Origin of the sequence: Streptomyces sp. NPDC018000, assembly GCF_044328025.1 — a bacterium.
Classification (GTDB): Bacteria; Actinomycetota; Actinomycetes; order Streptomycetales; family Streptomycetaceae; genus Streptomyces.
Genome location: NZ_JBIRGM010000002.1, coordinates 1 through 15,073 on the forward strand (window position 1 = coordinate 1; position 15,073 = coordinate 15,073).

Consider the following 15,073-nt stretch of genomic DNA (forward strand, 5'->3'; position numbering starts at 1 on the left):
CCTCCGGGCTTTTCCCTTCGGTCTTGCGTTTCCGACTCTATCAGACTCTTTCGTGTCCGATTCCCGGTCGAAGCGGGGCCGCTTTCCAGTTCTTCGCTTTCGCGTTTCCCTTTCCGGCGAGTCCGACTCTATCAGATCCTTTCGGACCCGATTCCCAGTCAGCGGGGTTTGCCTTCCAGGCCGTTGGGCCGTTCCGACGCTCAAACTCTAGCGGATTTTCCCGGCGACTCATAATCGAGTCTTCGAAATCAATTTCGGCATGCCGAAATTTTCCCGAGTGGGAGATCGTGCTGAGTTTTGGTTGCCGCATTCGCGGCGGGATCGGTTGCCGCAGAACCGTTCCGGCTCTGTGGCAACTCGAAGAACCTTACGGACCGAGGAGGGGCGTGTCAACCTCGCCAGGTCAAGCGGTTTTCCTGCCTGTCCGGCAGAGGTTCAGTCCAGGTCGGTGAGGCGGCCGCCGGCGTCCGGCTGGGCGTGTTCCACGCGACGCAGGAGGCGGATCAGCATGTCGCCGAGGACTCCACGTTCGTCGCCCGCGAGGTCCTGGAGCAGGTCCGCCTCGAAGTCGGAGGCCATGCGCATCGCCTCCAGCCACTTCGCACGGCCCTCGTCGGTCAGCTCGACGATCACGCGCACCCGGTTCTTCTCGTCCCGGTCGCGGGTGACCAGGCCCTCGCCCGCCATGCGGTCGATGCGGTGGGTCATCGCCGCCGGGGTGAGGCCGAGGCGCTTGGCCAGCTCTCCCGGGCCCAGGCGGTACGGGGCGCCGGCCAGGACCAGGGTCTTGAGGACCTCCCACTCGGCGTTGCTGATGCCGAGAGCGGCGACCTGGCGTCCGTACGCCACGTTCATCCGGCGGTTCAGTCGGCCCAGGGCCGAGACGACCTGCTCGACCTGGGGGTCCAGGTCTCGGAACTCGCGCTGGTAGGCAGCGATCTGCTCGTCGAGGCTCGGCTCCTGCGGGCCGGGTTGCTCGGTGGTGTCAGACATGGCGGGCAGTATGGCACGCCCTCCAAACCATCGAAGTCCTTCGGTCTGAATTGTTGAGCTTCTAACTTTAGTGCTAAAGTCTTCGGGTTCGAGTCGTTCGGGTGGCTCGGCAAGTCGCTTCGAGACCTTGAGGTAGGTGAGTGTGACCAGGGAGATGGGTGCAGCACTGCGGCGGACCCAGCTGGGCAGCGCGCTGAGCGCATTCGGGCTGGGGTTCACCGTTCCGTATCTGTACGTCTATGTGGCTCAGGTACGGGATCTGGGTGCCGGTACGGCGGGAGTCGTGCTGGCGGTCTTCGCCATGGCAGCACTCGCCGTTCTGCCCTTCACCGGCCGTGCCATCGACCGGCGCGGGCCGCTGCCCGTACTCGTCGCCGCCTCGGTCCTCGCTTCCCTGGGCGCGGTCGCCCTCGGTCTGTCGTCGAATGTGACCGCTGCCGTGCTGTCGGCCGCGGTGCTCGGCGCGGGTACGGCGGTCACGCAGCCGGCGCTCGCCACCATGCTCGTGTGGTGCTCCAGCAACGCCACCCGTACGCGCGCCTTCGCCACGCAGTTCTTCCTGCAGAACCTCGGGCTCGGCATCGGTGGGCTGGTCGGCGGGCAGATCGTCGACACGAGCCGGCCGGAGACCTTCACCCTGCTGTTCCTCATCGAGGCCGCGATGTTCATCGTGCTCGGTGTCGTCGCCTCCACGGTGCGGCTGTCCCGTACGCCCTCCTTCAGCGGCGCAAGGCCCACCGACGGGTCCCAGACGTCGGGCGGGCTGCGGGCGCTGCTCTCGCACCGGGCCATGGTGCAGCTGTGCGTGCTGGGCTTCGTGCTGTTCTTCGCCTGCTACGGACAGTTCGAGTCCGGGCTTGCGGCATACGGCACCGAGGCCGCCGGAATCCAGCCTTCGACGCTCGGTATCGCGCTGGCTGCCAACACCGCCGTCATCGTCGTGGCGCAGTTCGTCGTGCTGCGTCTGGTGGAGCGCCGCAGGCGCAGCCGTGTCATCGCATCGGTCGGTCTGATCTGGGCACTCGCCTGGATCGTGGCGGGGTACGCGGGGCTCGGGCACGGAAGCCAGACCATGGCGACGGCCGCGTTCATCTCCACATACGCGCTGTTCGGACTCGGTGAGTCGATGCTGTCGCCGACCGTGGCGCCGCTGGTCGCCGATCTGGCGCCGGAGTCGATGGTCGGGCAGTACAACTCCGCGTTCGCCCTGTGCAAGCAGCTCGCGCTGGCGGTCGGTCCGGCCGTGGGCGGGCCGATGGGGGCAACGCTGCACGGGCCGTACATCGTGACGTTCGTACTGTTCTCGCTGGGCATCACGGTGCTGGCGATGCGGCTCGGCCGGCGGCTCACTCCCGTACAGGATCAGCCTTCGATCGAGACGGTGCCGTCCAGGGTGGTGGCCGTGTCACTGCCGGAGGCCGAGCCCGTGGCCGCCTCCTCCGCCGCCACCACTCGTTGAGGCAGTAGGGGTGAGTAGGGGTCCTGCTTCGGCAGGGCCCCTACTGTGGCAGGGCGAATTCGCACCAGACCGCTTTGCCGCCGCCGGGTGTGCGGCGGCTGCCCCATGACGTGGCGATCGTCGCGACGATGGAAATACCGCGGCCCGCTTCGTCCGCCGGATCGGCGCGGCGGCGGCGCGGCAGGTGGTCGTCGCCGTCGGTCACCTCGATGATCAGGCGGCGGTCGGTGCGGCGCAGGCCCAGGCACATCGGCGGGGTGCCGTGCTTGAGGGAGTTCGCGACGAGTTCGCCGGCGGCCAGTACGCCCAGGTCGCAGAGTTCGACCGGGAATCGCCACGACGTCAGGACGCCGGTCGCGAAGGCGCGGGCGCGCGGGGCCGCTTCGATGCCTCCGAGGAGATCGAGCGAGGCGTTGTGGAACAGCTCCGCGTCCGCCCCCGTGCGGGCGGGGTGCTGGACCACCAGCACCGCCACGTCGTCGTCGTGTTCCGCGGTGACGCCGAGGGAGCGGATCAGCCGGTCGCAGACCACCTGGGGCGAACCCTTGGCACCGGAGAGGGCGCGTTCCAGAGCGGCGACCCCCTCGTCGATGTCCTCGCTGCGGCGCTCCACCAGGCCGTCCGTGTAGAGGACCGCGGTGGAGCCGGGCGGCAGCGCGATCGTGCCCGATGTGTGGATCCAGCCGCCGGTACCGAGCGGTGGGCCTGTCGGGTCCTCGGCGCGGTGGACCGTACCGTCCTCGTCGCACACCAGGATCGGGAGGTGACCGGCGGAGGCGTAGACGAGCCGGCCCTCGTTCGGATCGTGGACCGCGTAGGCGCAAGTGGCGATCTGGCTGGCGTCGATCTCGGCGGCGAGACCGTCGAGGAGCTGGAGCACCTCGTGCGGAGGGAGGTCGAGGCGGGCGTAGGCGCGCACGGCCGTGCGGAGCTGGCCCATGACGGCGGCGGCGCGCACCCCACGGCCCATCACGTCCCCGATGACCAGAGCGGTGCGGCCTGCGCCGAGCGTGATGACGTCGTACCAGTCGCCGCCGACCGCCGCGTCCGTGCCGCCGGGCTGGTAGGTCGCGGCGATCCGCAGGTCGTCGGGCTGCTCGAGCTCCTGCGGGAGCAGTGAGCGCTGGAGGGTGACGGCCGTTTCGCGGTGGCGGCGCTCGCTGGCGCGGAGCCGTTCGGCCGCTTCGGCGTGGTCGGTGACATCGACGGCGTACACGAGCACTCCGCCTGCGCTGCCGTTCCTGTCCTTGTTGCTCCTGTTGCGCTTGTTCTGTTTCTTGCTCCTGCCTCCGTCGCCTCCGGTTTCGCCGTTGTTCCTGTGCACCGGGGTACAGGTCACGGTGTACGAATTGCCGCTGCGGACCTTGCGGGACTTGACCGTACGGGGTGTGCCGCTGCGCAGGACCTGGTCCATGAGGGGCAGCAGGCTGAGCTCGGTGAGCTCGGGCATGGCCTCGGCGGCGGTGGCGCCGGCCGGGCGGGGTCCGAAGGCGGCGGCGTAGGCGTCGTTGACGTACGCGATCCGGTGGTCGGGGCCGTACACCAGGGCCACCAGGGCGGGCAGCTGACCGAGGATGTCACGGGCGCAGAGATCCTCCAGGGCGGGGCCGCGGTCCCTGCGAGGTTCGCCGTGCGTGTCGCCGTCCGGCGGGCAGGGCCCGGTCTCAGGCTGTGCGTACTCGGCGCGGGCCGAGGGTACGGGACTGCGGTCGTCCCGTACGGCGGCGCGGCGCTGCGTTCCGGGTAGGCGGGCGCTCCAACGCGTGAAGTTCACGGAATTTCTGGCCTCGTGTGTCGGTCTGGTCCGCTCGGGCGGGCTGCTCAGTGTCGGTCACTGCCGGCCGGGTCACTCTGTGCAGGTGTGGGTCCACCCATGGTCACACGTCCAGTGTGACGGACCGTACTGACAGTTGTCGGTACAGCCGGGCGCGGGCAGGTGCGAAGGCGGGCCGACGGCCAGTCAGCCGCCGTTCCTCGGCGGGCCGTCGGGCCCTGGCGGGTGGCCGGGTCCCGGCGAGCCGTCGGTGTTCGGCGGGCCGGTCGGCCTGGGGCGTTTGCCTCCTGCGGCGAGTTCGAATTCGGCGCGCGGGTGTTCCAGCGAGCCGAGGGAGACGATCTCGCGCTTGAAGAGCCCTGCGAGGGTCCATTCGGCAAGGACGCGGGCCTTCCGGTTGAGCGTGGGGACACGGCTGAGGTGGTACGTACGGTGCATCAGCCAGGCCGGACAGCCCTTGATTTTACGACCGAAGACATGGGCGACGCCCTTGTGGAGACCGAGTGAGGCAACGGAGCCCGCGTAGCTGTGCCGGTATTCCTTGAGGGGTTCGCCGCTGATCGACGCGAGGAGGTTCTCGGCGAGGAGCTTGGCCTGGCGCACGGCGTGCTGGGCGTTGGGGGCGGTCTCCTTGCCCGATTCCGCGGCGGTCAGGTCGGGCACGGCCGCTGCGTCCCCGGCGGCCCAGGCGTGCTCGACCCCTTCGACGGTGAGTTCCGCCGTGCATGTGAGCCTGCCGCGCTCGTTGAGCGGCAGGTCGGTGGCGGCGAGGATCGGCGCGGGTTTGACGCCCGCGGTCCACACGAGGGTGCGGGTCGGGAAGCGGGAGCCGTCACTCAGGACGGCGATCCGGTCCTCGCAGGACTCCAGCCGGGTGTCGAGGCGGACGTCGATGTTACGGCCGCGCAGCTCACGGATCGCGTAGGCGCCCATGGCGTCGCCGACCTCGGGAAGGATGCGGCCGGACGCCTCCACGAGGATCCATTTCAGGTCCTCCGCCTTGATGTTGTGGTAGTACCGCGAGGTGTAGCGGGCCATGTCCTCCAGCTCGGCCAGGGCCTCGACGCCCGCGTATCCGCCGCCGACGAAGACGAAGGTGAGGGCGGCGTCGCGGATGGCCGGGTCGCGGGTGGCGGAGGCGATGTCCATCTGCTCGATGACATGGTTGCGCAGGCCGATGGCCTCCTCGACGGTCTTGAAGCCGATGCCGTGGTCGGCGAGGCCGGGGACCGGGAGGGTGCGCGAGACGGAGCCTGGGGCGAGGACGAGCTCGTCGTACGGAATCTCGACGGCGCCGGTGCCGTCCTCGCCGGTGGCAAGAGTGGTGACGGTCGCGGTGCGCTTGGCGTGGTCGATACGTTGTGCCTCACCGATCACGATCTTGCAGTGCGCCAGGATCCGGCGGAGTGGCACGACGACATGACGCGGTGAGATCGAACCGGCGGCCGCTTCGGGCAGAAATGGCTGATATGTCATATAAGGCTCAGGCGTGACGACGACGATCTCGGCCTCACCGCTTCTGAGTCTCTGCTTCAGCTTCCGCTGGAGACGCAGCGCTGTATACATCCCGACGTAGCCGCCGCCGACGACGAGAATGCGCACACCCGGCGGGGGGCCGGGGGGCGTTCCCCCGGAATCTGAAGCCATCACCACCCCATGACGCATCGTGCTCAAGGGTTTGTCCACAGCCCCGGCAAATTGTGTGACCGGAGGTTCTGGACGGGCCGCTGCTGCTGATCGCGGCGACGATGTGGAAGCTGCGCAGGTCAGAGGTTGGAGTGGGGGCGGCGGGCGGGGGTCGAATCAGTGATCAACCGGTCCTTGCTCCGATCGGGGGGCGCTCCGTGCGGAACCACCCCCTTCTGAATTGACTCGGGCTCAACTATGTTCGTACGTCGTCGGGGTGTCGGGTCGTGACCGTGATCCACTCTCTGATCTCAAACGGCGGGAAGTCTCCGGGGGGAGACGTCATATCCGGGGGAACAGTTATGCACATTCAGGATTCTCATTGGCAGACTGCTGCGGCGGGCACGTCCCATTCGTCCGACGAAAACGGACTAAACGGAGTGGTGGGGACAGTGGACACAGCGGGTCCGGTGGGCACGGTCGCGGCGGCCGGAGCAGGCGGTACGACCGGAACAGCCGAGGCAGCCGGAGCGAACGGGCGCTCGGCTCCGCTCCGCGTGGACGCGCAACGCAATCTGGAGCATGTGCTGCGAGCAGCACGCGAGGTGTTCGGCGAGCTGGGATACGGGGCTCCGATGGAAGACGTGGCGCGTCGTGCCAGAGTCGGAGTCGGCACGGTGTACCGGCGGTTCCCGAGCAAGGACGTTCTGGTGCGGCGGATAGCCGAGGAGGAGACCTCCCGGCTGACGGACCAGGCGCGGACCGCGCTGGGCCAGGAGGAAGAGCCGTGGTCGGCGCTGTCGCGCTTCCTGCGGACGTCCGTGGCCTCGGGCGCGGGGCGGCTGCTGCCGCCGCAGGTGCTGCGGGTCGGGGTCGATGCCGATGCCGATGCCGACGACTCGAACGCGGTCGGGGAGTCGGGGGGCATAGCGGCCTCCGTATCCGGGTCGAGCCCGGACAGCGCTCGAAACAAGACGTGGGTGCCTCAGCAGCGGCAGGGCGAAGGGGAGACCGACCTGCGGCCGGCTGACGGGCGTTCCGCCACGGACGCCGGCACCGAGGACGACGACACGGGAGCCGGTGAACTGCTGGAGGTAGTCGGACGGCTGGTGGACCGGGCACGGGCGGCCGGTGAGCTGCGTTGCGATGTGACAGTGGCGGATGTGCTGCTGGTCATCGCGACGGCGGCGCCTTCGCTGCCTGACGCGGCTCAGCAGGCTGCGGCTTCGAGCCGGCTTCTGGACATCCTGCTGGAGGGACTGCGCTCGCGACCGGCCGTGTGAACGGGGTGCACGGCAGTGGAGTGCGCGTGCGTGCCGGCGTGTGAAAGTGGTGCGCATGCGCGCTGACGCGGTGACGGTGGTAACGCGTGAATGCGGGGCCGCCTGAGGGTGCGCGGGCGTGATGGGCGTGAGTGCGTCGGCTCTCCTGGGCGGATGGCTGGGGTGTGCGGTCGGATCGGACCGGGTGGCTGGGGTGTGCCGTCGGCGTGATTGGCCTGGCGTGAATACGTTAGGCGTTGAGCATTCGGCGTGGCCAGTTTTGGCGTGTCTCGCTCGGCAGCTCATCGTCGCTCGTGCGCCCCTCGCGCGCCCTTCCTGCTCCGCTTCCGCTTCCGGCTACCGCGTCTGTCTCTCTTGCTGCCGGCCTCCGCCTCCGGGCTCCGGACCGTCCTTGGACCAGGCGCGGCCCGGCCGCCCGCCGACCGGCTCTCCGCAGCACCGGCCCTGCTCTTCTCCGGATCTCTGGTCGGCCCTCGTGCGCTGCTCGAAGGGCTCTTGATCGGTGTTTGCTCGGCGCTTGATCGGCTCTCGCCGGTGGGGACGCCGCCCAGTGTCTGCAACCCACCCGTGCAGAAAAGCCCATTGAGCCTTCCCCGAATGAGTGATCCCTAGTACTCATATTCGAGAAAAGACCCCGGATGAGTGGTTGTTGGGGCTGAAGGTCCGGCGTGATTGCGCCATGTGGCACCCTTGCCCGGAGTTCGGGTCCGAAAGCGCATACGGGGGCTTCCGCGATGAGCGGTGACGGGCAGCAGGAAGAGTCGTTCGACGACGTCTCGGACGTGGGCGGAGTGGCGGAGGCCGGTGGGCCGTCCTCCCGGCAGGTACCCAGTCAGGCCGGACCCGGGCGGTCAGGTGGCGACGCCGAGAGCGGCACCGTCCTGCCCGGTCCGTGGCCGGCACCCGTTGAGGCCACTGTCGAGGCCGGCGCCGCTGTGCCGATGCAGCGGAAGGGTGGCAACACCACCGCCATCCGTGCCCCCGGCTCCGCACTCTCCGACGCCGAGCTGATCAAGCAGATGCGGGACGGCGACGATCTCTCGTACGAGGAGCTGTTCCGGCGGCACTCGGACGCGGTGCGCCGCTACGCGCGGACCTGCTGCCGGGACGCGCACACCGCCGACGATCTGACGGCCGAGGTCTTCGCCCGCACGCTGCAGGCAGTACGCAGAGGCAACGGGCCCGAGGAGGCGGTACGGGCCTACCTCATGACGGCTGTCCGGCATGTCGGTGCCGCCTGGACCAAGAGCGCCAAGCGGGAGCAATTGGTCGATGACTTCGCGGTGTTCGCCGCCCAGGCATCCCAGTCCTCCCAGGTGTCGGACGCGGACACGCTCGACCTGGGTGCCGATGTGCTGGCGATGCACGAGGCCGAGCAGTCGATGGCGATGCAGGCGTTCCGCAGTCTGCCGGAGCGCTGGCAGGCGGTGCTGTGGCACACCACCGTCGAAGAGGAGTCACCCAGCGAGATCGCCCCGCTGTTCGGGCTGACCGCCAATGCCACGGCGGTGCTGGCCAGCCGGGCCCGCGAAGGGCTCAAGCAGGCGTACCTGCAGGCGCATGTGAGCCAGGCGCTCATCTCCGACGGCGACTGTGCTCGTTACGCCGACCGCCTCGGCGCGTATGCCCGGGGTGGCCTCCGGATGCGGGCCGAGCGCGGGTTGCGGGGGCATCTGGACGAGTGCGTGAAGTGCCGGCTCGCCGTCGGCGAACTTGCCCATGTCAACGCCGGAATTCCTGCCCTGTTGCCGGTCGCGGTCATCGGCTGGTTCGCCGCCGGGTATGCGCTCAAGGCTGCCGGAACAGTCGCCGGTGGCGCGGCGGCAGCCGCGGGCGCGGGTGCCGCCGCAGCAGCGGCCGGTGGAAGCTCGTCCACGGGAACGGCCGGCGGTGCCGCGCTCTCGGAAGGACTCGGTGCCCCGGCGAAAGCAGGTGTCGCGGCTGCGGTGGTTGCCGGGGCCGTGACCGTGACGGCCGGACTGGCCTGGGCACTGGTCGGCGACGACCAGCCGAAGCCCGAGGTCGGACATGTGGCCAAGCCGGCTGCCGTTGCGCCCACGGTGCCGACGCCCGCACCGCCGAAGTCGAAGCCGAAGCCGACGCCGCCGCCGCCGAAGTCCGAAGCGTCGGCACCACCCGCGCCACCTGCCCCGTCCCCGACTCCCCCACCGAAGTCGACTCCGACGCCCACCCCGACTCCGAAGCCCGAAGCGCCGGCACCACCCGCGCCACCTGCCCCGTCCCCGACTCCCCCACCGAAGTCGACTCCGACGCCCACCCCGACTCCGACACCGACCCCGAAGCCCACACCGCCTCCCGCGGAACCGACGCCGCCTGCCCCGGCCCCAACGCCGACGCCGACCCCGACGCCCGCGCCGACTGTCTACCGGGTCAGCGAGTTGGGCTATTCGGTACTGGGTGACCACACCCGGCCGGAGGTGGTGCTCGGTGAGAGCAACTGGGTCTGGCAGCGTTCCGACCTGTCGATCGGCGGCACGTGGTACACGCACGGGGTGACCGTCCACAGCGAGTCCTCGGTCACCATCAAGCTGAACCGGCAATGCGCGCATTATGAGGCCATGGTCGGGGTCGACGGCATGACGACGGGGCTCGGCTCGGTGCGCTTCTCCGTCTTCAACGGTGACGGGACGCAGCTGTGGCAGTCCCCGGTGATGGACCGTAACGACCCGGCCGTACCCGTCGGGGTCAATATCACCGGTCAGGAAAGGATCCGGCTCGTCGTCGAGCGGATCCATCCAGGCGGCGGCGTGACACTCGCCAACTGGGCGGATTCGACCATCAGTTGTCAGTGAGGGGCCCGAGGCAAGGTCGTCGGGGTGCGGCCTGCGGCGCGTTCTGACTCGTGCGGCTGCTACGGCTGCAGCGTCCGCCTCGCCGGGACGACTCCGCCCGCGACCGCACGCTGGCGGGGTGCCGCCGTGCCCGTCCAGCAGGTGCCGCGCCGCGAGACGAGGCGGCGGAGCCAGAGTTCCGTGGACGCCAGGTGCGCCAGGCCGTCCAGCGGGAGCGGCTCGCCCTCCGAGGCCGCGCGCAGGGCCTTCCGTACGACGCGGGCCTCGACCAGGCCTGCGTCGGCAAGCAGCGGTGCGTCGAAGAGCGCAAGCAGTTGGGGAAGGGCGGCGCGCAGTCCGGTGCGGGCAGTCGCGTTCGAGGTGGCGAGGGAAGGGGCGCCCCAGCCGGGCGGCAGTTCGTGGATGCCCGCGCCTGCGAGTACCCGGCGCAGGACCGCGGCGCGGGCGCCCGGCTGGACCCGAAGCGACTCGGGAAGCGCACGGGCGGCGCGTACGACCTGATTGTCGAGGAACGGGGCGTGCAGTCGCTGGCTGCGGTTTTCCGCGGCCTGTTCCAGGATCCGGTGGTCGGCGGCGTACCGGGCGAGGGCGGCCCGCGCGCGGGCCTCGCCCGGGCGCTGGACGGAGGCTGGGCGGATCGCCGCCTCCTGCAGACGAACCGATACTTCGGCGAGCGCCTCCCCCGTCAGCCAGCGTGCGGCGGGCCCCGGCCGCGACCATGCGAGGGCAGCGAGCGAGGCATCGGCGGGGGTGTCGAGGTCGGGGGTGTGGCGGTTGGCGTCCGGCAGCCGGTCGGCCGCCGTTTCCAGGCCGGTGCGATACGACGTACGGGAAAGGCGGCGGGCCGCGCGGTAGACGGTCAGCGGGACGAAGAAGGAGTGCGCGGTCGGGCCCTCGGCCTTGGCGAGTGCGGCGACCGGGCGCAGCAGATGGCGTCGGTGCCGGTCCATCAGCAGGTCGGCGAGGCGGGCCGGGTGGGCATCGAGCACCTGCCGTGCACCGCCGCCGACGAAGTGGTCGGCGCTGCCGGAGGCGAGGCGGCGGCGGTGGCGCTCGGCGACGACGAGGGACGGGGCGGGTTCATCGGTGAGCGGACCGCCGCCCAGGTCGGCGTAGGGCAGGGCCTCTTCCCCGGCGGCGACGACGACATGGTGCAGGCGCGGATCGGCGGCGATGACGCGGGCGCGTTCGAGTTCGCCCTCGTGTCCGCGGGCGGTGAGGTCGTTGAAGGTGACTGCGAGCAGCCGCTCCCCCGCGCCCGTGCCGTGGCCGAGGAGGGTGCCGGGCAGGCCCGGCAGTCCGGCGGCGAGCAGGGCGAGGGTGGCGGAGGCGCTGCCTCCGGAGAGGTCGGCGCCGACACCCGGTACGGGTGCGCCGCGGGCGGCGCGTCGTTCGGCGGGCCCCATCCCGGGGACGGGTCCGGGGTCGGGCGGCAGGGTTTCGGGTGCGTGGCGCGGGGCGGTGAGCCTGGCGCGTACGGCTTCGACCAGTGCGTCGCGCACCCCGTCGACGGCGCTGACCGGGTCGAGTTGGGGCGCGGCGACGGCCAGGGAGGCCACCGCCTCGTACCCGGTGATCTCGCGCGAGCCCTCGCGGAGGATGAGCGCGTGTCCGGGCGGGATGCGCTTCACTCCCGCGTACGGGGTGCCGTCGCGCAGCGCCTCCGGTGTTTCGGGGCAGGCGAGCAGGGCGGCCAGGTGACCGATGTCCAGCTGGGCTTCGATGAGGTCGGCGAGCGGGAGTGCGGCGGTGGCGTACGCCGTACCGCCGGCCCATGGCGTGTAGAACACCGGGCGGGCCCCGGCGAGATCCCCGATGACGGTGATCCGGCGGCCGACCTGGACGACGATCGTGTAGCCGCCGGGCCAGGAGGTGAGATGGCGCAGGGCTCCGCCGCGGGCGGCGAGGAGGCCGGCGCGCAACTGTTCGTCGGTGGCGCTGCAGCAGCCGAGTACGGCCATTCGGGCGGTGGGCGCGCCTTCGGCGGTTTCGACCGTACTGATACGGATCTCGTCAGGGCGCCAGTCGCCGACGGCCCAGAGCGGATCGGGGTCGCCCCACAGGAGTTGAGACCCGACGGGGTGCATCGTGCGCCCCTCGTCGGCGGCGCCTACGGCTCCGGCCGTGCCGAAGCTCGCGGCGATACTGCTCCACCCCACCAACCAACGCATCGCCGCCTCCACAGGCTGTGGACAAAACGGCGCAGCAGGAAAGCACCGGGAGAACTGCGGTACCACGCGGCGCCGTTGCGAACATGCTGCCACGACAAAGGCGCACAGGAGTGGCTACGGACGGCGCACGCCGGAAGCGCATGCGCCCCTGGCAAGGGACGGGCCGGGACGGGCGGCAGCCGGGTGCGGACGGACGCGCGTCGGACGGCAACCGGCGGCGGGCTTCCCGAGGGCCGACCGAAGCACAGCCCGCGTGAGGCGGCTCATATGCCAACAGGCTTACGGCTCGGGCGCGTTGCGTTCCCGTACGAGCGAGATCCACCGGCCGAAATCCGACCACCCCCGAAGGGCACACGGGCCGGTGACGGACGACTTCCGAATGGTCGACGGGATGTACGCGAATCGGTCGGCCCAACCTCGATCGACCGGCGATATTCAGCCATTCTCAGAGCATGCTGCAACCCGGCGACAGGGAACTCGACGCATCAGAAGTCCCTTTTCGCCCCACTTCATTCCCCGATTCTTCGCGAGTTCCTCCTGGAATCCCCCGTCGGTCGCAGGAGATCGCCACCTGGGCGGCAGGCAGCCAGGGCATGGCCCCCGCACCCGGCCCGTACCAGTGTCAACGCACGGTCCGGGAGGCGTCCGTTCACCTCCCGGACCGGTCCGCCGCCTGCGGGGAATGAGGCGGCAGTGTCCCCCAGCCCACTGAGTCCGATGCAGTGGGCCGACCCACGCAGCAACCATGGAAGCGCTTCCGAAACGGCCGTACGAGAGCGCACGGCCAGGCGCACGGCCACACACCAGGAGCACGTACAGGACTGGGCGGGCGGTGTCGCCGCGACGTGCAAACGGTGCCTCCGGGAGCGCACGAACGGGGCGTCGAGCGGGGCCCCGACCGGAGCCGGGCCGGGATCCGGGCCGCTGTGCGCGGCAACCGGAGTGGCACCGCGGCAGCGCCCGGAGCGGCACCGCGAAGGCGCTCGCATCCGCACGGACAACAATCCCGCCATACGGACGTCTGCCCCTTAACGGTAGGGATGCGGCGAACTACCCTGGGTTTACTGAGGTTCTCGGCAGGAGGCATATTCCTCGGGGCTCGGCCATACGCGTGTGCGGCCGGAGTGCCGGGGTCCGTCCCTGGGGAGGACACAGTACGAATGCCGCGCGCCGCAACGGTGACGCGGCTGCCGTCTGTGTGTCGAGGGGTGGCGCATGTCCAGGGAGCAACGCGGACCGAACGAGAAGCTCGGAACCGTTCTCGCCCTCGCGGGAATCAGCAACGCCGGGCTCGCCCGGCGGGTCAACGATCTCGGGGCGCAGCGCGGTCTGACGCTCCGGTACGACAAGACCTCGGTGGCCCGGTGGGTCTCCAAGGGGATGGTGCCGCAGGGCGCCGCGCCCCATCTCATCGCGGCGGCGATCGGCGCCAAACTCGGCCGGCCGGTCCCGCTGCACGAGATCGGGCTCGCGGATGCCGATCCGGCGCCGGAGGTCGGGCTGGCCTTTCCGCGCGATGTGGCCGAGGCCGTCCGTTCGGCGACCGAGTTGTACCGGCTGGATCTGGCCGGACGACGGGCGGGCAGCGGCGGGATCTGGCAGTCGCTGGCGGGTTCGTTCTCGGTGAGTGCGTACGCGATGCCCGCGTCCCGCTGGCTGATATCCCCCGCCGACCCATCGGTGGCGCGCGACTCGACAGCCGCCGAGGCAGCCATCCTCGGCACCCAGGGCACAAGGGGCGCACACCCCGGTGCAGGGGCGCAGAGGGGGCCGGGCGCAGCGGGTGCGACGCCGGGGGCCCTGGCCGCTCAGGGACCGCTCGGTGCACAGCCGATACCCGGAGCACAGGCAGCGCTGAATACGCAGGCGGCTCGGGCGACGCTGGAAACCCCGGAAGCTCCGCAGGCACAGCGGACACCGCCCGCCCCCGCCCGGCCGGGCCCGGAGACCGCATCCACGCCCACGCCCACCAGCGCGACCGCAACCGCGAACACGATCACGAGCGACATCTCCCCGCTGCGGGTCGGCCACAGCGATGTCTCCAAGCTGCGCGAGGCGGCCCAGGACGCCCGCCGCTGGGACTCCAAGTACGGCGGCGGTGACTGGCGTTCCTCCATGGTTCCCGAGTGCTTACGCGTGGATGCCGCGCCGCTGCTGCTCGGTTCGTACAGTGACGAGGTGGGCCGGGCGCTCTTCGGCGCAGCGGCCGAACTGACCAGGCTTGCCGGGTGGATGGCCTTCGACACCGGTCAGCAGGAGGCCGCCCAGCGCTACTACATCCAGGCACTGCGACTCGCGCGGGCCGCGGCCGACGTACCTCTCGGCGGCTATGTGCTCGCCTCGATGTCGCTGCAGGCGACCTACCGCGGCTTCGCCGACGAGGGGGTCGACCTCGCGCAGGCCGCCGTCGAACGCAACCGGGGGCTCGCCACCGCCCGCACCATGAGCTTCTTCCGTCTGGTGGAGGCACGCGCCCATGCGAAGGCGAGTGACGCACCGGCCGCAGGGGCAGCGCTGAAGGCCGCCGAGGGCTGGCTGGAGCGTTCCAGGGACGGCGATGCGGACCCGTCCTGGCTGGGCTTCTACTCGTACGACAGGTTCGCGGCCGATGCCGCGGAGTGCCACCTCGATCTGAAGGCGCCCCGGCAGGTTCGGCGCTTCACCGAGCAGGCCCTGTCCAGACCCACCGAGGAATTCGTCCGCTCGCACGGGCTGCGGCTCGTGGTGTCGGCGGTGGCCGAGCTGGAGTCGGGGAATCTGGACGCGGCCTGCGCGGCGGGCACCCGTGCGGTGGAGGTGGCGGGCCGCATCTCCTCGGCGCGTACCACGGAGTACGTACGGAATCTGCTGCACCGGCTCGAACCGTACGGGCACGAGCCGCGCGTCGCCGAGCTGCGTGAAAGGGCCCGGCCGCTGCTGGTGGCACCCGCGTAGCCGGACCGCGGCGCAGGACG

The 15,073-nt window shown here is 70.7% G+C and carries 8 protein-coding genes; 4 read left to right on the forward strand and 4 right to left on the reverse strand.

The window, feature by feature from the left end:
* Positions 1-435: 435 nt before the first annotated feature.
* Complete coding sequence (locus ACH4EW_RS04470; protein ID WP_398251305.1) at positions 436-993, reverse strand: MarR family winged helix-turn-helix transcriptional regulator; 558 nt, start codon at positions 991-993, stop codon at positions 436-438.
* Between the two features lie 154 nt (positions 994-1,147).
* On the opposite strand from ACH4EW_RS04470, the gene ACH4EW_RS04475 reads away from it, so the two are divergent.
* Positions 1,148-2,452, forward strand: a complete 1,305-nt coding sequence (locus tag ACH4EW_RS04475) for an MFS transporter (RefSeq protein WP_398253237.1) — start codon at positions 1,148-1,150, stop codon at positions 2,450-2,452.
* A gap of 40 nt (positions 2,453-2,492) precedes the next feature.
* On the opposite strand, the gene ACH4EW_RS04480 is transcribed toward ACH4EW_RS04475, so the two are convergent.
* Together ACH4EW_RS04480 and ACH4EW_RS04485 are read right to left on the reverse strand one after the other, a co-directional pair.
* Positions 2,493-4,226 (reverse strand): SpoIIE family protein phosphatase, encoded by a 1,734-nt coding sequence (locus ACH4EW_RS04480; RefSeq protein ID WP_398251308.1) that lies wholly within the window; start codon positions 4,224-4,226, stop codon positions 2,493-2,495.
* Positions 4,227-4,412: 186 nt separating this feature from the next.
* Positions 4,413-5,873 (reverse strand): NAD(P)/FAD-dependent oxidoreductase, encoded by a 1,461-nt coding sequence (locus tag ACH4EW_RS04485; RefSeq protein WP_398251311.1) that lies wholly within the window; start codon positions 5,871-5,873, stop codon positions 4,413-4,415.
* Between the two features lie 341 nt (positions 5,874-6,214).
* Here ACH4EW_RS04485 and ACH4EW_RS04490 point away from each other — a divergent pair, with 341 nt between their 5' ends.
* Together ACH4EW_RS04490 and ACH4EW_RS04495 are read left to right on the forward strand one after the other, a co-directional pair.
* Positions 6,215-7,135: a TetR/AcrR family transcriptional regulator gene (locus tag ACH4EW_RS04490; RefSeq protein ID WP_398251314.1), complete on the forward strand. Its 921-nt coding sequence runs from the start codon at positions 6,215-6,217 to the stop codon at positions 7,133-7,135.
* Positions 7,136-7,869: 734 nt separating this feature from the next.
* Complete coding sequence (locus ACH4EW_RS04495) at positions 7,870-9,948, forward strand: sigma-70 family RNA polymerase sigma factor (RefSeq protein ID WP_398251317.1); 2,079 nt, start codon at positions 7,870-7,872, stop codon at positions 9,946-9,948.
* Positions 9,949-10,007: 59 nt separating this feature from the next.
* Here the strand turns inward: ACH4EW_RS04495 and ACH4EW_RS04500 are convergent, their stop codons facing one another.
* Complete coding sequence (locus ACH4EW_RS04500; protein ID WP_398251320.1) at positions 10,008-12,119, reverse strand: asparagine synthase-related protein; 2,112 nt, start codon at positions 12,117-12,119, stop codon at positions 10,008-10,010.
* 1,215 nt (positions 12,120-13,334) lie between these two features.
* On the opposite strand from ACH4EW_RS04500, the gene ACH4EW_RS04505 reads away from it, so the two are divergent.
* Positions 13,335-15,053: a sporulation protein gene (locus tag ACH4EW_RS04505; RefSeq protein WP_398251323.1), complete on the forward strand. Its 1,719-nt coding sequence runs from the start codon at positions 13,335-13,337 to the stop codon at positions 15,051-15,053.
* The last annotated feature ends 20 nt before the right edge of the window (positions 15,054-15,073 follow it).